Source organism: Paenibacillus sp. BK033 (assembly GCF_004345425.1).
Taxonomy (GTDB): Bacteria; Bacillota; Bacilli; order Paenibacillales; family Paenibacillaceae; genus Pristimantibacillus.
In genome coordinates, this window is record NZ_SLVP01000008.1 from 269,239 (window position 1) to 285,907 (window position 16,669).

Here is a 16,669-nt window from a genome sequence, read left to right on the forward strand (position 1 = left end):
CTCAAAAGACAAACATTAGTTAACCGCGTTAACCTGCAGCCGTTGCGCCGCCATTGCGGTAGGTAGGCACCAGATGCTGCAGAACCGCGCGGATATCGTCCGGATGCTGGCCAAGCACCTTTTCCATCTTGCGAATCTCGAAATCAAGCTCTTTACGGTTGAGCTGTACCGGTCTGCCGATAAAGATCCGGTTATGCTTCGTGGAAGAAAGACCTTCTTCATTCGTCAGCAGCTCTTCATACAGCTTCTCGCCTTCGCGCATGCCGGAGAACGTAATGTCGATATCGACATGCGGCTCGTAGCCCGACAAACGGATCAGGTCGACGGCCAGATCGTAAATTTTGACCGGCTTGCCCATATCGAGGATGAATACCTCGCCGCCCTTGGCGAACGAGCCTGCTTGAATAACGAGCTGGACGGCTTCCGGGATCGTCATGAAATAACGCACCATCTCCGGATGGGTAACCGTTACCGGACCGCCTTTGACAATCTGCTCCTTGAAGCGCGGAATAACGCTGCCGCGGCTGCCAAGCACGTTGCCGAACCGTACCGCTACGAACTTCGTGTTGCTGTGCATGTCGAGAGATTGAATAAACATCTCGGCGATCCGCTTCGTTGTCCCCATCACGCTTGTCGGGTTAACGGCTTTATCCGTCGAGATCAGCACGAAGCGTTCCGCTCCGTAGGCGTCCGCGCATTCGGCAACGTTTTTCGTTCCGAATACGTTGTTCTTGATGGCTTCCGCCGGGTTACGCTCCATCAGCGGCACATGCTTGTGAGCTGCGGCATGGAAAACGACCTGCGGCTTGAATTTGGCAAACACGCTGTCGATCCGCGTTCGGTCCTGTACATCGGCGATAACCGTCTCGATAGGCAGATTCGGGAATGAGCTGCGCATTTCCATCTCAATCGTGTAAATACTGTTCTCGCCGTGGCCAAGAAGCAGCAGCTTGCTTGGTTTGAAAGGCGCGATCTGGCGGCAAAGTTCGGAGCCGATCGAACCGCCTGCTCCCGTTACGAGAACGACTTTTTCTTGCACGTATCCGGCGATGTGCTCGAGATCGGTACGGATCGGGTCGCGGCCAAGCAGGTCCTCTACGCTGACATCGCGCATGCGGCCTGCCGCGCCGCGGTTATCAATCATGTCCTGAAGATCCGGAACGATCTTCAGCTTCGCTTTTGTTGTTTTGCAAAGATTAACCAGCTCGGAAATTTGAGTCTTCGATACCGAAGGCATCGCGATAATAATCTCGTCGATTTGATGCGATTCCACCACGCAAGCAATCTCCTTGCGGTTGCCGAGAACCTGCAGCCCCAGGATATCCATCCGGTGCTTGTACGGGTCGTCATCGATAAAACCAACCGGCGTAACGCTGACGCCGTCGTTCTGCATCATTTCCTTCGCGATCAAGGTCCCGCAGCTCCCCGCTCCGATAATAAGCGCGCGACGGCCGCCTGCCGGCTTGCTCACGCTGTATTTATCGCAGAAGATGCGCCAGGCAAGGCGCGGAGCGGTAAGCAGCAGAAAAGTGCCTGCCGCGTGATGCAGCATAAGCAGCGGATGAGCTTCACCCTGCATCACCCACCAGGCAGCAAACGGAACAACAGCGGAGACCAGGGCAACCTGCAGCAGGCAAAGCATGTCCGAAATGCCGGTATACTGCCAGATCCGGCGGTGAAGACGTAGACGGTGGAGCCGCCAGAAGCCTACGACTGCCGCTAACGCTGCATAAGACAGCCAGGCAACCGCCCCGCCTTGTGGCGCCGATGGTTCAAGCGCATACGCGATGGCGAAGCTGGCAAGCACGGCTGCCAGATCCCCCGCCACAATAACTTTTGTCCGATAATGAGCCCGCATTATTAATTCCTCCTAAAATGAATTACTTTACCAACGGTAAAACAGCTACGTTTGCGGTAATTCATACTTCGTAAGCATCAGCTCTTCCCTTTGCGTTTATCTATTTATGGTTCTGCTTTAGAGTCTGATTCGTCTCACGTCCGATCGGCGTATTCGTAGTAAGGTCCCGCTTCGCGATGGGTCGTCTGGTTCAGCGCGATGCCAACGATTCTGGCCTGCACGAATTGCAAGGCGTTTTTCGCTTTGATGGCATGCTGCTTCTTGCCGGTACGCGCATTGACGACCAGCAGTACGCCATCGCATTTGTTTGCCACAACCTGCGCATCCGCTACGGCCAGGACCGGCGGCGTGTCGATCAGCACCATATCGTACTGCTCGCGAAGCTTCCCAAGCAGCTCTTCCATTCGGGAAGATCCCAGAAGCTCCGACGGATTCGGCGGTACCGGCCCGGAAGGCAGTACGTCTAGTCCCTTAATGCGGGTTTCCTTGACGACTTCCCTAAGATCGGCCTGCCCGGATAACACATGCGACAGTCCCGTGCGGTTGCTGAGCCCAAAGTTGTAATGGGCCGTTGGCTTCCGAAGATCCGCATCCACCAGAATGGTGCGCCTCTCCATCTGCGCATAAGTGACTGCCAGATTCATAATGGTCGTCGACTTGCCCTCTTCCGGCCCCGCCGAGGTGACCATCAGAAGCTGCAGCGGGCGGTCCGTCTCGGCGTATTGCAGATTCGTACGCAAGGTACGGTATGCCTCCGAGATCGGGGAAGTGGGGTTAGCCTCGGCGACAACCGGGCGAAGTTTGAGATCACTGCGCGACATTGCTATTCTCCCCCTCCTTTCCTATCGTGATTTTGCCTGCGGCCAGTGCCTTCGGCTTCAGATCGCCTTGCTTAATATTCGGTATGGCTGCCAGCGTAGGAAGGCCAAGATACCGTTCCACGTCGCTTTCCGTCCGTAACGTATCGTCAAAGTAATTAAGAGCCAGTACCAGCGTGATCGACAGCAGGAAGGCAGCGACAAATCCGATCGCGATGTTCAGCTTGGTCTCCGGCTTCACCTTCATCGGCTGGTCGTTCGAGTCCGCGGTATGAAGGATATACACGTTGTCGACCTTCATGATGAGCGGGATCTGCTGCTGGAACACATAAGAGACGGTGTTAACGACTTGCGCCGCTCTTTTGTAATCCGTGTCCAGATAAGAGATGGTGACCACCTGCGTACCGTTCACCGAGCTGAATCGGATATTATGCATCAGCTGCTGGGTCGTCAGCCCAAGCTCGGGATGCTTCTGCACCACCAGATCCATAATGGCCGGAGTCTTGATAATTTCCTTGTACGTGTTGATTAAGCTTAAATTCGTGTTGATCATATTCAGATCGAGCTTGAATGATCCCGCCTGACCCGCTGTCGAATTGACGATCAGCTTCGTATAGGCTTCATAGACGGGCTTCATCACCCAGGCGCTGTAGGCTCCCGCCGCAGACGCACCGAGTACGGTCACGAGAATGACCAGCCAAAGCTTTTTCCGAATGAGCCACACTATTTCCTTTAAATCCAGTTGGCTGCTCAAAACGACAATAACCTCCATCCCTTTCCATCAACATTCGACTTTGATTATGTCATAAGGGTTATGGGGACATAGAGGGAAGAAGGTAATATTTTCAATTAGGCGGCTGTTATCATTTTTTGACTATGTATGGCATGCTGAATTTCCTAGCATTTCATATTTCTAATCAAGAATTAATCGTTTTGAGAGAATAATTTCCAGTAATTTCGAGGTTTATTACGTGCAAATTTCATTTATGGCCAAGTATTTCATACACAACCTGAGGCACAGATTCAGGACGTCCGGGAAAATGGCGTTGCGCCGCATAGTAACAGGCTTTCGCGGGGACCGAAGGTTGAGGGAGCTGCTACAGATAGTCGCACCCAAAATCGCATGCAAGGGACTTTCGCCGTACGGTTGTCCAATAATCGGGATAATGCCCGGGAGGGTGAAAAGGATAAGAGGATTCTCATATTCCTTAGCCCTCCCGATTTCCTGCCCGTTGGCCTAGGTTTGACGCTAATTCAGAGTCCATTGGCCCCTGAAAAGGCAGGATCGGACTTTTTTTGAGTTGTCGGAAGAAGGCATTTCCCCTTATGAAACATCTAACTCTTTGTTAATTCCGACCGTTTTCATAGAAAATAACGTTTTTCCGCTTCAATCCCGTCTTTGTCTATAAACCAATTGTAAAATAAGCTAGTCCAGATGTAGGACGATGGGCAATGGACTCCACACCCGAAGGGTTCCGAACCGCGGTCCCGTAGTCCGACAGGACCGATGCCCGCGACAAATTGTAACCGTTTGCAGGAAGCGTTTTTCGCATAAAAAAAGCCCAGCCTGGTCTTTTGTAAGACCGGACTGGACTTGTTTCTTCTATATAATAGATGAAGGAATTGTTAATTGCTTGTTTCGACGCGCGGCGTTGGAACTGCTGTATCGCTTGCGGCAGTTGCAGCAGGCTTGCCCCGGCGAACCAGAAACGCGACCGACAGGAAACCGATCGCCAGCATGGCCGCAAGAACAAACAACGCCGGAACGAGATGATCGCCGAAGGCCTCGGGCGAAGTGATGGCTCCGCCGCTTTCGAAGATCAAGCCGCTGATCGCTACGCCAAACACGCCGCCCAGCTCGCGGGAAGCATTGCTCAAACCGCTGGCTTCACCGGCCGCATGCTCGGGAACGGACGTCAGAATACCGTGGGACAACGGGGTAAAGCTGAAGCCCATGCCCGCGCCAGCCGCAACCATCGCCGGAACGATGTAGCCAAACGGGAAGATCGCGCCTTGGCCGATAATCATAAGGGCAAAATAGATCATAGCCGCCGTCTGGAGGAACAGACCGAAGAGCAGAATTCTTTTCGAGCCGTATTTGCCGACGAGCAGGCCCGCAAGCGGTGCGCAGATCATCGTGCAGACGGTCCAGACCATTTCCCTTACGCCTGCTCCAAGCGCCGAATACCCTTGGGCTTGCTGCAGGAACAACGTAAGCAGGAAGATCGCGCCAAAAATTCCGGCATTCATCCAAAAGCCCGCCGATAAGTAGGCGCTGTAGGTCCGGCTTTTGAAATAGGCGAATTGAACAAACGGCTGCTTCCGGCTGCGTTCCCAGAAATAAAAGGCCAGCAGCAGAGCCGCGCCGCCCGCAATGGCGCCCCAGACGCTAAAGGCGTCCCAGCCCTCGGAGTTGCCGCGCATTAACCCAAACACGATACCGAACAACGATACGCCCAGAAGCACAATCCCCGGCAGGTCCAAAGGCTTGCGTTCACCCTTCGATTCCGTCAGCCACAACGCGCCAAGGATAACGGCAATGATGCCAACCGGCACGTTAATCCAGAAAACCATTTCCCAAGGCGCGCCATTAATAATAATCCCGCCGACCAAGGGCCCAATGGACAGCCCTAGTCCGGAAATACCGGACCATAGGCCGATAGCCGCGGCGCGTTTCTCGGGAGGAAAGGCCGCATTCACGAGCGTTAAGCTGAGCGGAATGATAGCCGCGCTGCCGATCCCCTGCAGCGCCCTCGACAGCGACAGCTCGATGGAGCTGGTACTGAGGGCCGAAGCAAGCGAGCCAAGCGTGAACAACACGATGCCGAGCAGGAATATTTTTTTGCGGCCAAATCGGTCGCCAATCGCGCTAAACGGAATAAGCAGCACCGCAAAAGCTAACGTATACGCATTGAGGAACCATTGCAGGTCTGACATGCTGGCGTGAAATTCCTCCTGAATGGAAGGCAGCGCCACCCCGATAACCAGATTGTCGAGCATGGCCATAAACAAAGCGATACAGGTCACAACAAGCAGCCGAACGCGGGAAGCGGTAGAAACCATGTTAAAATCTCTCCTTTTTTTGGTTTTTTATTTATCGATTAATAAATGCAAGCATAAAAAAATATAGATCTAGATGGGATGGCGAATCAGATGCATGCGTGGTCCTCCTTACGCAAATTATTTAATTAATTATTTATTAATAAATAAATGAATAGCCTTTAAAAAATCCGCTTTGGAGCAAACGGATTTTATCACGTAGCCGGAACGGCTTTGGATGCTACTCAGTGTGGCCTAGATCTCCCAGATCTCCAAGCACGGGAAGTTCAAGGATTTCGGACATGGTAATTACCATGCCGCAGCCGATAAAGGTCGAAGCTTGCTGGCTTGGATTCGGGATCCCCGCCCGCTTGAACCGTTCTGTAATGAGTTGATGCACTTCGGCGAATCTCTGCTTCACGATCTCGCGGACGTTCGGCTCCGGCGTCGTGTAAGACTGCATGCAGAGCAGCGTCTCATCCCGGTGAGCGGCCATTAGCTCATTGAACGCTTCCCCCATATGATGGTGGAGCATTTCCGCCGGGGCTTCTACCTGGGAGAAAGCGTGTAGCAATCGTTTCTGCGCTCTCTCGAGGACAGCGAGGTACAATACTTCCTTCGATTTGAAGAAGTGAAACACGTAAGGCTGAGTGACCCCAACCTCTGCAGCAACCATAGCGGTTGTTGTCTTGTAATACCCGTTATTCGCAAATAGCGAGGCAGCTGCATCTAATATCTGTTCTTTCCGATTCGTTACAGCGTGGAAGTCTTTTTCTCTTGGCGTCATAGGCAACCTCGTTTATTTATTTATCAATAAATTACTGTATACGATTGGAAATGTCAATAGGCTCCATCCAGAAAAATTTCTGCGATATGGAAAAAGCCGACGAATGTCGGCTTGATCGGCGCTCATATCTTGAGGCAACCTCCATGGTCATCGCTCACCCAGCCCCCGCGTTCGAACGTCGGACCCTCCGTAACACACCTAGTCCGGATGGCTCACCCCGCTGTAAGACGGTTTTCACGTCTTATTTGGCAGCTCTACCCCACACTCGAGCGTCTGCCCCATTGCAGCACGGTTTTTTCCTCTTATTGCGCCTGAGCCATCAGTTAGAAGAAGTGGGCAGCTCGTCGAGCAGCTCCTCGAACCAAGCTGCTCGCTCCAGCGCGGCGGGGATATCGCCGACGCCGTCTTCGTCGCACCATGCGGTAGACAGTACCGCATGAGCGAAACCCCACGCCAGTAGCCTGGCGTGGTCCAAACCAAGGGCGCCGCACAACAGCTCCGCGCGGCGCCGGATCACTTCCCGCTGCCCCTTCGGCGGCAGCTGGTTCAAGAGCAGCGGAATCGTTCCGTATTCCGCTTCCCCAACCACGCCCTTCGGGTCAATGGCCAGCCATCCCGGCCCGCCATGACCCGAAGACAAAATATTCCCATGGTGCAAGTCACCATGGAGCAAGAACAACCCGCCGCCCTCTCCGAGCAGGCGGCGAAAAACCGCCTCCGCGCGGCCGACCACGCGCTCCGGCAGCGGCCCCGTGCCGCCGCCATGCCGCTGGTGCAGCCGGGCGAGGCCCGCGGCCCAGTCCGCTACGGACGGGAATTCTCCCCCGTCCGGCGCGGGAACCGCCAGCCGCCGCATCACCTCGGCGGCCGCGAGCGTCCGCTCGTCGTCGCCAAGCTCCGACTCCGCCAGCGTAAGCCCAGGCTGGACGCGCTCAATCAATAGCGCGCCCCGCTCCTCGTCCGCGGCAAGCACGCGCACCGCGCCGCGGCCGTCATATAGCCGCAGAGCCGCCAGCTCCGTGCGGAATTCCCGGCTTGGCACGCCAAGCTTGAGTACGGCGGGCGTTCCGTCCCGCAGCACGGCCGGGGCAACAAAATTATAAGACAAAACAAAAGGAGACGGCAGTTCCACCGTCATCCCCCATTTTTCCTCGCAGTCCTGCAGCAGCTTATCGAAGCCCGCCAGCCACTGCTCTCCTTTTTCGCCGTGAACCGATCTGATCGTCTGACACAAATGCTCTGGAATCTGCATCATACACTCTCCCCCGGCATTCTTACGCTCGCCATTCTCTTATTTACCAACTTGGGCTCTCCTTCACCAATACGGCTACAGCTTAACCGGAATAACGCATACCGGCTGGGAAATCTCGATCGAATAACCCGTATACACCGGCATACCCGACTCGCTGATGCGGAATACCGCTGCGTTATCGGTATCCTTGTTCGCCGTAATCGCGAATTGACCGCCCGGTACCAAGGCAAAATGCCGCGGATGCTTTCCTTCCGTCGACGCATGCCCAACCAGCGTCAGCTGGCCGCTCTCCGCGTCCACCGCAAATACGGCAAGACTGTCATGACCGCGGTTCGAGCCATAAAGGAAACGGCCGTCCTCGGAAATCGCGATTTCCGCGGTGCCATTCGCTTCAGCGAACCCTTCCGGCAAAGTCGATACCGTCTGCACGGCCTCAAGCGTACCTTTGGACGCATCATAACGGAAGGAAATGATCGTCGAATCCAGCTCGTTAATCACAAAAGCAAACTGCCCGTTCGGATGGAATCTCATATGGCGCGGACCCGCACCGGGCTGCACCACGGTCTCGCCGTGACGGACCAGCTTGCGGTTTTCTTTGTCCAGCGTGTAAGCGACGATCCGGTCAATCCCGAGATCCGGCACAAAAATATAGTTGCCGTCCGGGCTGAAGTTCGTGCTGTGCGGATGCGGCGTCTTCTGGTTCGGGTGAGGGCCGCTTCCTTCATGCTGCTGAATATCGAGAATCTCGCCGATCTCCCCGTTATCCGAGAGCGACACAAGGCTGATCCGGCCGCCATGGTAGCTGCACAGCAGTACAAATTCGCTGTTCGCATCACGCTGAATATGGCAGGACGGCGCCGTAATGGCAAGCTTACGGTTTAATGGAGCAAGACCGCCGACTTCGATCGAAAAAGCAACCGCATCGCCAACCTTCGCCCCTTCCGCATCCGCGCCTTCCGCGATGGCATACAGTCTGTTTTTCGCCGCATCAACGTTAAGGAAGGTTGGATTTTTTAATCCGGATACCTGCTCCTTGAGCGTAAGCGTCCCTTCCGCCGCATCAAATTCGTAACGGTACACGCCGCTGTTCTCCGCTTCCGCGTAAGAGCCGATAAATACCGTCAATTTGTCATTATGTAAGGTCATGAATATTATCCTCCCGCTTTTATAGAATGTTCCTTATATTGTACCCTCTCATTCCGCATAAACCAAGCCTTTCGCTCCGCATGGACAACAGCCCGAAATAAGCCTACACTGTTTTTATCGAATCCGTTATTTACGAAAGGGGCGAAAACAAAAATTGGCTATCAACCGTAGACTGACGACTGATCCGGACTTTGAAGAGGCCGTAAAGCGTAAATATCCGGTACGCGTATTCAAAGACGACTTTATCGTGAACAACGGCGGCACGGTCATTCGTTTTGACGACAGCATCGTTGTCATTCAATCCAGCGTGAGCGACCTCGTCTACTATACAAGGGCGGAATGCGAGTTTTTCGAGGTCCGGAAAAAATGACAGCCGCCTTTATTTAGCGCTATAATTAATTTAGTACTAAGCTATCAAAGGAGTTTGCAGCATGAGCGAAAATGGAAAAATACTCGTCATGACCGCCGTCGCGGTTGAACGGGATGCCGTCCTGCGCGGCCTTAACGGCGACGACCGCTTCGAGGTGATGGAAGCCGGCGTTGGTCCGGTGGAAGCCGCCGTCAGCACGGCAACGGTCCTGGCTGCGGCAGGCCCAGACGCCTATCGCCTCGTCATTTCCGTAGGTATCGCGGGAGGATTTAAGGAACGTGCCGAGGTGGGCACGCTGGTTGTCTCCAGCGCAATCATTGCCGCCGATCTTGGCGCCGAGACGCCGGAGGGCTTCCACAGCGTGGACAAGCTTGGGTTCGGCTCCGCTCATATCGATGTGGATGCGGAGCTTGCCGAGCGTCTGACTTCGGCGCTTCAGGCTGCCGGACTGCAGACCGCGCTTGGCCCCGTCCTTACCTTATCTACGGTTACGGGCTCTGCCGAGACGGCTGCCGGGCTGGCCGAACGGATTCCCGGCGCTGCCGCGGAAGCGATGGAGGGCTTTGGCGTTGCCGCCGCTGCCCGCCGCGCGGGTCTGCCCGTGCTGGAGCTGCGCGCGATTTCGAATCCGGTTGGCCCGCGTGACCGCAGCGCTTGGCGAATTAAGGATGCCCTTCAAGCTCTCGAAGCTGCAGGCTCCGTATTACGGGAGGTTATTGGATGAAAATCGCTTTTTCCCCGTGTCCGAACGACACGTTTGTATTCCATGCCCTGACGCATGGACTTGTTCCCGGTGCGCCGGAATTTGAAGTGATGTATGCCGATATCGACATAACGAACAATCTGGCTGCAAACGGCGACAGCGATCTCGACGTGCTCAAGATTTCTTACGCTGCCCTGCCGTGGGTATTAAAAGACTACGCGCTTCTGCCATGCGGCGGCGCTCTGGGCCGGGGCTGCGGCCCGCTTGTTCTTACGAAAGACAAGCTGGAGGACGCATCCTCCCTTAGCGGCAAACGGGTTGCCGTTCCAAGCGAACGCTCGACTGCTTACCTGCTGTTCCGTCTCTGGGCAGCGCAAAATGTTCCGGGAGGCGTTGGCGAAATTATCGTGATGCCATTCCACGAGATCATGCCTGCCGTGCGCGACGGCAAAATCGACGCCGGCCTTGTTATTCACGAAGCCCGCTTCACGTACCAGAATTATGACCTGTCCATGCTGGTTGACCTTGGCAGCTGGTGGGAATCCGATACCGGCCTGCCGATTCCGCTTGGCGCCATTATCGCCCGCCGTTCTCTCGACCTGGGAGCCATCTCCGGCTGGATCGAACAATCCGTCCAATATGCGTGGAAGCATCCTGAAGCGTCGAAGGATTATGTCATGCAGCATGCGCAGGAAATGGATCCGTCCGTCGCCCAGCAGCACATCGATTTGTACGTGAACGACTTCACGGGCAACCTGGGCAGCAGCGGTTATGCCGCGATCACTACGCTGCTCACGCGCGCAGCCGATGAAGGTCTCGTACCTGCGATCGACCCGGCGCTTCTCGAGTTTCCGGGTTAACCTTTTGGGAGTCCCCATCAACCGTTATGGTGAAGGGGACTCCCTTTTATTTTTCTCTTGAAGAATAAGCTAATGGTGAGGATAATGCCAAATGCCATTCATTTTGCGATATCCCGCATCGTTAAGCACTCGCCCATCACTCTTTCTCGCCACCTTAACGATGTCACACATCGTTAAGGGAGAATCCCGTGAGCGAGCCAGAACGAAAAAGAGCTGCCCAACGATACCCTCGCTGGCAGCTCTCATCTATTTCCTTACGATCCGACTATACGTCGGAATCGTCCCATTTTTTCGAATATGCTTTCTTTGTGACCCATAGGGTCATCCAGGTGAGTATAACTACAATAATGGCTGCAAAAATCCATACTCCAACAGGAACGTTCATCTGCAACTACCCCCTTCTCGCCTATTACTACTATCTTAACGGACAATACGGGAGCGTATGCAGTCTAAATATTAACATTTTGCAACGGTTTTCACCGTAATCTGTCATTCGGAGGCATGCAGCCCCTGCTTAAGGGCAAACTAACGATAGATGCCTTAGCGGTAAGCGCGGAGGAACTCCACCGCCTTGCGGATATCCTCCTCCGGACGGTGTCCGACTTCGCGTTCAATCGTCAGATAGCCGTTGTACCCAATATCCTGCAGCGCCTTCAGGTAACGGTCAAACGGAACGCTGCCTTCCCCAAGCGGAACCTCGCGGAATAAAGCGCCGTCGCTTGCCATATCGGCGATAATGTCATGGCTCATCCCCGCAAAGCCCAGGTAGCCGTATACGACGCGCGGATCAATCTCGGCCGCCAGCTTTATGCCGTCCTTCGCATGCGTATGAACGATGTAATCCTTCAGAAGATAAACGCCTTGAACCGGATCATCGCCGGTTACCATCACCATATTCGCCGGGTCGAAGTTTACCGAAACGCCGTTTGTCGTAAGCGAATCCAGGAAAGACTTTAATCGCTCAGCAGGCTCAGGACCCGTCTCAATCGCAAAATACGCCCCCATGCTGCTTGCGTAGCTGCTTAATTCTTCGCAGGAAGACTGCATCGCAGCGTAGATGGGCGAACTCGCATCATCCGGAACGATACCGATATGCGTCGTTACGATGTTGGTGCCCAAATCAAGCGCAAGCTCGAGGATCCGCTTGGACTTGTCGATTTTGGCCGGATTAGCCTGCGCATCCTGGAAGCCGTGTCCCCCAAGATCGCCGCACAAAGCCGAAATCGTAAGGCCAAGCGACGAAATGCGGTCCTTCAGCTCGCGGCGAGCCGAAGCGGACAAGTTCGCAGGATCCGTCTCGCCGCTGACCGCGTAGATCTGTACGCCTTCCGCTCCAACCTCGACTGCTTTCTTCAACCCTTCCTGCAGTCCAATACCAAAGCTCTCGACAATAACGCCAACCGGATTGCTAATCTTCGGTTTCACCAGATCTGTCATCGCTTATACGCCCTCCCGCGCCGCAGCGGTCCCGTAAGCCGCCGTATCCTTATTTAAGACCACTTCGGTGCCGCGCTCCGCCGATTCATAGACGGCTTGAAGCATCCGCATCAGCTCTACGCCGTCCTCCACCGGGCTGATCGGCTCGGCTTTGCCGAAGCAGCAATCCACAAAATGAGCGACCTCCAGATCGAAGCTGTCCTGGAACTGGAACGAGAGATGATCCAGCTGCGGCTCAATATTTACGATTTTATTGAACTGCTCCGTTACGATGACGAGCTTCGGATCAATCTCCGCTCCGCCTTTGGTGCCGTAAATTTTGCTGCTCATTTCGTTCTGCGCGGCATGCAGCGTGTAGCTGATATCGACATACAGCGAAGCGCCGTTCTCGAAGCGGATAAGCGCATTCGCCATATCTTCCACATCGTTAAGCGAAGCGTCGTAATCCGCCGCTTTATAGAAGCTTAAGCCTTCGATATGCGACCGGTTGCCCAGCTTGCTGTACGTATTCCCGCTGACCGATACAGGCTTTGGCTTGCCCATCAGATACCAGCACAAATCGATCATATGTACGCCGACATCAATCAGCGGTCCGCCGCCCGAGCGTTCGGAATCCGCAAACCATCCGCCCGGGTTGCCCAAGCGCCGGATGGCCGATGCTTTCGCGTAATAAATGTCTCCGAGCTGGCCGCTTTCCGCATACTGCTTCACAAGCTGCGCTTGGTCGGCATATCTGCGGACGAAGCCTACAAGCAGCTGCTTGCCGGAACGCTTGACCGCTTCCTGTACGGCAAGCGCCTGCTCAACCGTCTTCGCCAGAGGCTTCTCGCATAGCACATGCTTGCCGGCATCCAGAGCAGCCACCGCAATCTCGGCATGACTGTTATTCCAGGTACAGATGCTTACCGCATCAATCTCCGGATTCGCCAGCAAATCTTTATAGTTATCGTAAACATGAGGGATGCCGTAAGCTTCGGCCTTCTCCCGCGCGCGTGCCCCGTTCAAATCCGCGATTGCCGCAAGCTCCACCTCGGGGTGAACCGAATAGCCATGCAAATGCGAGCCCGATATCGACCCCGCCCCAATAACTCCAACCTTTAATTTCGTCATTGCCAGCATCTCCTCCATGTTTCCTATAATCAGTTGCAACCTGCACTATGTTCAATTTATCATGAGTATAAAAAGAGAGGAATGAACAGCATGGCTCAAATCATGGATTATATGATCAGTTCGCAGCCCCTTCGCATGATCGATTTAACGGTGGATCCCGCCAAGCTGTCCGTTCGTTCTCTTGTTATTCGAAACGTGGGCCATTTGCCTGGCCGGACTCTATTCCGTCAAGGGGCGGTTTTTCAATATTGGGCGATCGTTTATATTGCGGGAGGTTCGGGCATTTACCGCGTTGACGATGGGGAGGCGCAGCGGGTGACGGCCGGCAGTCTGTTCTTGTTCCAGCCCGGCTTTCTTTATGATTACGGTCCTGCCCCGGATGGCTATTGGGATGAATATTACTTTACCATCGAGGGGACACGGTACCGGGAGTGGCTCGAGCATTGGCCCATCCTCCCGAACACGGTCATGCATCCGGGCGAGGACGCTTCCTCGCAGAACCGGATCGACCGCATCTTTGCGCTAATGGACAGCGGTACCCCGGCCGATGCCGACCGCGCAGCTCTGACGCTCGAATCGCTCCTCTACGACTGGGTGCAAAGCTGCCAGTCCACTCCCGCCGCTCAAGGCAAGACGGCCCGCCTTGCCCAGCTGCTCGAGGCCTTGTCCGGCACTTTGCTTGAACCTTTTGACGCGGCGGCTTTTGCCGAGCGTCATCACTGGGCGTTGTCGACGCTGCGCCGAACGGTCAGCGAGTATACCGGCTTCGCCCTGCATGAATACGTCCATCGGCTAAAAATGGCCGAAGCCAAAAACCGCCTGCTCAATACCGAGCAGACGGTCAAGGAAATCGCCGCGGCGCTAGGCTACGGCGACGTGTTTTATTTTTCGCGGCTGTTTAAGAAGATTACCGGGGAAGCGCCCCAGCTGTTCCGCCGCAACATGCGTTCGAAATGAAATAAGACCCGCGAGGGTCTTATTTCACCTGCGCGCATCTGAGATGGGCTAGCTTGACTCTTCCTACAACCTTACCGCAAAGCGGGTGCCTCGAGCGGCGATCTGCTGCAGATGCTTAAAGTTCGGATGGACGACCAGATCGTCGAGATAGGCCGACTCCATGCTGAACGGCTCGCGCATTCTGTTCAACGCCGCCACAATTTGCTGCCCCGACTCGATGCCGATGCCGTGGCCGAAGAAGAGGTTCTCCGACAGCTTCACGACGTTTTCCCCTTGCCATTCCGGCGTTTCCCGGTCGAAATCCGGATTTCGGAAGTACATCACGTCTCCCGGATACGATTCGTTCTTGTTATGTGTCGTAATGAACCACAAGTCGCTGTCATGGTTCCAATCCCGCAGATAAAGCGGATTAAACAGCCTGTTAAACATCTGCTCCCCGATTGTATCCAGCACCGCTTTGTACAGCAGGATGACAATCGCCGTAGCGCATTCGAACCCGTATAACTCGCCATTCTCAAAAATATCATTTATGGCATCCGACGGTCTCACGCCGGGATTCATCTGAAAGCCGCCATTCTCCGTACGAGTCCAGTAACGCGGATTGCATCTGGATTCCCGGAATACCGCGAAGTCCGCCCGGCTGTCCTGCAGCATTCTCGCCGCATTTACCGTACGGTCCCGCAGGCGCAGCTCGAACCGGAGCGCATCCATTGAATCATATTGGTAGACAACGGGACTGTTCTGCTTGCCTTGCAGCACGTCCCGCTCGACCGGCGTTAACGCAAACGGGTTAATCTCCCCGGCGTCATTGCCCGAAATTTGAAGCATTCTCCTACCCCTCCCATGATCATGCCATGGGTTATTGTACGTGTAAGAGACAGGATTTGTGCTCTTCCGCCTGGCTTAAGCCTTTAGTGGCTGAAGAAACCGATCTGTATAAAGAACAGGACGGCGAATACGTAGAAGATCGGATGAACCTCTTTGCCCTTGCCGCGAATCAGCTTCAGAATCGGATACACGATAAAGCCGATGCCGATCCCCGTTGCAATGCTGTACGTCAGCGGCATAAGAACAACGATCAGGAACGCCGGGAACGCTTCTTCAATGTCGCTCCATTCGATTTTGCGCAGGACGTTCATCATCAGGAAGCCCACGATAATAAGCGCCGGAGCCGTAATCGCCGGGATACCCGCGAGAACCGATACCGTCGGGGAGAAAAAGAGCGTCAGCGCCAGCAGAACGCTTACCGTAATCGCCGTCAGACCCGTCCGGCCGCCTACGGCTACACCCGAGCTCGACTCGATATAGGCGGAGGTTGGGCTTGTGCCCAGCAATGCGCCGGTTGTTGTGCCGATGGCATCTGCAAGCAGAGCGCCGCGCGAGCGCGGGAATTTATTGTCCTTCAGCAGGCCAGCCTGCTCCGCAACGCCAAGCATCGTGCCGGTGGTGTCGAACAGCGTAATTAGCAGGAAAGTGAAGATTACGGCATAAAGCCCGTTTTGGAACACGCCGCCAATATCCAGCTGGAAAGCCGTCGCGCTAAGGCCCGTAGGCAACGCAGCCCATTTTTCCGGCAGATGCATCTGACCTGAAATAACCGCGATAATAGCCGTAATGATCATGCCGATGAACAGGAAGCCCTTCACCCGGTAAGCCATCAGAATAAGCGAGATAACAAGACCCGCAATCGTAAGCAGCGTCATCGGCTGCGACAGATCCCCCATCGTGATAAGGGTCGCTGGCGAAGCAACGACGATTTTTGCGTTTTGCAGACCGATAAACGTAATAAATAAGCCTATCCCCGCCGTTATGGCATGCTTCAAACTTGATGGGATGGCATCAAGCAGCATGTAGCGGAATGAAGTCAGAGACAGCAGGATGAAGATGACCCCGGCGACAAAAACCGCGCCAAGCGCCGTCTGCCACGATACGCCTTCTCCCCCTACGACAGAAAACGCGAAATAAGCGTTAAGCCCCATGCCGGGCGCCAGCGCAATCGGGTAATTCGAGAAAAGCCCCATAATAAGCGTTGCCACAATACTTGCGAGGACGGTTGCGATAAAGACGCCGTGGAAGTCCATTCCCGCTTCGCTTAGCACGCCGGGATTGACGATTACGATATAGACCATCGTAAGAAAAGTCGTGATTCCCGCGAGCAGCTCCGTCGTAACCGTTGTGCCCCGCTCCTTCAGTTTAAACAGGCGATCCATTGCTTGTTCCCTCCAGGTTGTCCGTAATGTCCGGATGCGTGTTACCTATTGTCCCCTTGAATGCGCCGGATTAGCAAATCTGGAAAACAAAAAAATCCCGCGCCGCGAATGAAGGGAAGATG

The 16,669-nt window shown here is 54.7% G+C and carries 15 protein-coding genes; 4 read left to right on the plus strand and 11 right to left on the minus strand.

What is annotated here, in order from left to right; genetic code table 11:
- Positions 1–28: 28 nt before the first annotated feature.
- The 7 genes from EV294_RS23830 to EV294_RS23860 form a co-directional block, all read right to left on the minus strand.
- Complete coding sequence (locus EV294_RS23830) at positions 29–1,858, minus strand: polysaccharide biosynthesis protein (RefSeq protein ID WP_132311403.1); 1,830 nt, start codon at positions 1,856–1,858, stop codon at positions 29–31.
- Between the two features lie 134 nt (positions 1,859–1,992).
- On the minus strand, positions 1,993–2,679 hold the full coding sequence (locus EV294_RS23835; protein ID WP_132311405.1) for a CpsD/CapB family tyrosine-protein kinase: 687 nt from the start codon (positions 2,677–2,679) through the stop codon (positions 1,993–1,995).
- Positions 2,666–3,430: a YveK family protein gene (locus EV294_RS23840; protein WP_132311407.1), complete on the minus strand. Its 765-nt coding sequence runs from the start codon at positions 3,428–3,430 to the stop codon at positions 2,666–2,668. Before EV294_RS23840 ends, EV294_RS23835 begins: the two co-directional genes overlap by 14 nt.
- 872 nt (positions 3,431–4,302) lie before the next feature.
- Positions 4,303–5,739, minus strand: a complete 1,437-nt coding sequence (locus EV294_RS23845; protein ID WP_132311409.1) for an MFS transporter — start codon at positions 5,737–5,739, stop codon at positions 4,303–4,305.
- 217 nt (positions 5,740–5,956) lie between these two features.
- Positions 5,957–6,502 carry a TetR/AcrR family transcriptional regulator gene (locus tag EV294_RS23850; protein ID WP_132311411.1) on the minus strand — a complete coding sequence of 182 codons (546 nt, stop codon included), beginning with the start codon at positions 6,500–6,502 and terminating at the stop codon, positions 5,957–5,959.
- A 319-nt stretch (positions 6,503–6,821) separates the two neighbouring features.
- The gene (locus tag EV294_RS23855) at positions 6,822–7,757 is read right to left on the minus strand and encodes an aminoglycoside phosphotransferase family protein (RefSeq protein ID WP_132311413.1); all 936 of its coding nucleotides are present in this window, start codon (positions 7,755–7,757) and stop codon (positions 6,822–6,824) included.
- 72 nt (positions 7,758–7,829) lie between these two features.
- Complete coding sequence (locus EV294_RS23860) at positions 7,830–8,900, minus strand: lactonase family protein (protein ID WP_132311415.1); 1,071 nt, start codon at positions 8,898–8,900, stop codon at positions 7,830–7,832.
- A gap of 154 nt (positions 8,901–9,054) precedes the next feature.
- Between EV294_RS23860 and EV294_RS23865 the strand changes: the two genes are divergently transcribed.
- The 3 genes from EV294_RS23865 to EV294_RS23875 all read left to right on the plus strand — a co-directional run bounded on the left by EV294_RS23865 (position 9,055) and on the right by EV294_RS23875 (position 10,833).
- Positions 9,055–9,270, plus strand: a complete 216-nt coding sequence (locus EV294_RS23865; protein ID WP_132311417.1) for a hypothetical protein — start codon at positions 9,055–9,057, stop codon at positions 9,268–9,270.
- A gap of 61 nt (positions 9,271–9,331) precedes the next feature.
- Positions 9,332–9,994 carry a futalosine hydrolase gene (locus EV294_RS23870; RefSeq protein WP_132311419.1) on the plus strand — a complete coding sequence of 221 codons (663 nt, stop codon included), beginning with the start codon at positions 9,332–9,334 and terminating at the stop codon, positions 9,992–9,994.
- Positions 9,991–10,833, plus strand: a complete 843-nt coding sequence (locus EV294_RS23875; RefSeq protein ID WP_132311421.1) for a 1,4-dihydroxy-6-naphtoate synthase — start codon at positions 9,991–9,993, stop codon at positions 10,831–10,833. The genes EV294_RS23870 and EV294_RS23875 overlap by 4 nt, the downstream gene beginning before the upstream one ends.
- Before the next feature lie 540 nt (positions 10,834–11,373).
- On the opposite strand, the gene EV294_RS23880 is transcribed toward EV294_RS23875, so the two are convergent.
- Both EV294_RS23880 and EV294_RS23885 read right to left on the minus strand, forming a co-directional pair.
- Positions 11,374–12,270, minus strand: a complete 897-nt coding sequence (locus EV294_RS23880) for a sugar phosphate isomerase/epimerase family protein (RefSeq protein WP_207918187.1) — start codon at positions 12,268–12,270, stop codon at positions 11,374–11,376.
- 3 nt (positions 12,271–12,273) lie between these two features.
- On the minus strand, positions 12,274–13,380 hold the full coding sequence (locus EV294_RS23885) for a Gfo/Idh/MocA family protein (protein ID WP_132311423.1): 1,107 nt from the start codon (positions 13,378–13,380) through the stop codon (positions 12,274–12,276).
- Positions 13,381–13,470: 90 nt separating this feature from the next.
- Here EV294_RS23885 and EV294_RS23890 point away from each other — a divergent pair, with 90 nt between their 5' ends.
- A complete protein-coding gene (locus EV294_RS23890) occupies positions 13,471–14,337 on the plus strand; it encodes a helix-turn-helix domain-containing protein (protein WP_132311425.1) in 867 nt (288 codons plus the stop codon).
- Positions 14,338–14,400: 63 nt separating this feature from the next.
- On the opposite strand, the gene EV294_RS23895 is transcribed toward EV294_RS23890, so the two are convergent.
- On the minus strand, positions 14,401–15,165 hold the full coding sequence (locus tag EV294_RS23895; RefSeq protein ID WP_132311427.1) for a protein-glutamine gamma-glutamyltransferase: 765 nt from the start codon (positions 15,163–15,165) through the stop codon (positions 14,401–14,403).
- Between the two features lie 83 nt (positions 15,166–15,248).
- Positions 15,249–16,547, minus strand: a complete 1,299-nt coding sequence (locus tag EV294_RS23900; protein ID WP_132311429.1) for an NCS2 family permease — start codon at positions 16,545–16,547, stop codon at positions 15,249–15,251.
- Positions 16,548–16,669 lie beyond the last annotated feature (122 nt).

Coding starts and splice junctions, on each gene's coding strand:
- EV294_RS23830 (WP_132311403.1), bottom strand. CDS start 1,858: ATGCGGGCTCATTATCGGACAAAAGTTATTGTGGCGGGGGATCTGGCA.
- EV294_RS23835 (WP_132311405.1), bottom strand. CDS start 2,679: ATGTCGCGCAGTGATCTCAAACTTCGCCCGGTTGTCGCCGAGGCTAAC.
- EV294_RS23845 (WP_132311409.1), bottom strand. CDS start 5,739: ATGGTTTCTACCGCTTCCCGCGTTCGGCTGCTTGTTGTGACCTGTATC.
- EV294_RS23850 (WP_132311411.1), bottom strand. CDS start 6,502: ATGACGCCAAGAGAAAAAGACTTCCACGCTGTAACGAATCGGAAAGAA.
- EV294_RS23855 (WP_132311413.1), bottom strand. CDS start 7,757: ATGATGCAGATTCCAGAGCATTTGTGTCAGACGATCAGATCGGTTCAC.
- EV294_RS23860 (WP_132311415.1), bottom strand. CDS start 8,900: ATGACCTTACATAATGACAAATTGACGGTATTTATCGGCTCTTACGCG.
- EV294_RS23870 (WP_132311419.1), top strand. CDS start 9,332: ATGAGCGAAAATGGAAAAATACTCGTCATGACCGCCGTCGCGGTTGAA.
- EV294_RS23875 (WP_132311421.1), top strand. CDS start 9,991: ATGAAAATCGCTTTTTCCCCGTGTCCGAACGACACGTTTGTATTCCAT.
- EV294_RS23880 (WP_207918187.1), bottom strand. CDS start 12,270: ATGACAGATCTGGTGAAACCGAAGATTAGCAATCCGGTTGGCGTTATT.
- EV294_RS23885 (WP_132311423.1), bottom strand. CDS start 13,380: ATGACGAAATTAAAGGTTGGAGTTATTGGGGCGGGGTCGATATCGGGC.
- EV294_RS23890 (WP_132311425.1), top strand. CDS start 13,471: ATGGCTCAAATCATGGATTATATGATCAGTTCGCAGCCCCTTCGCATG.
- EV294_RS23895 (WP_132311427.1), bottom strand. CDS start 15,165: ATGCTTCAAATTTCGGGCAATGACGCCGGGGAGATTAACCCGTTTGCG.
- EV294_RS23900 (WP_132311429.1), bottom strand. CDS start 16,547: ATGGATCGCCTGTTTAAACTGAAGGAGCGGGGCACAACGGTTACGACG.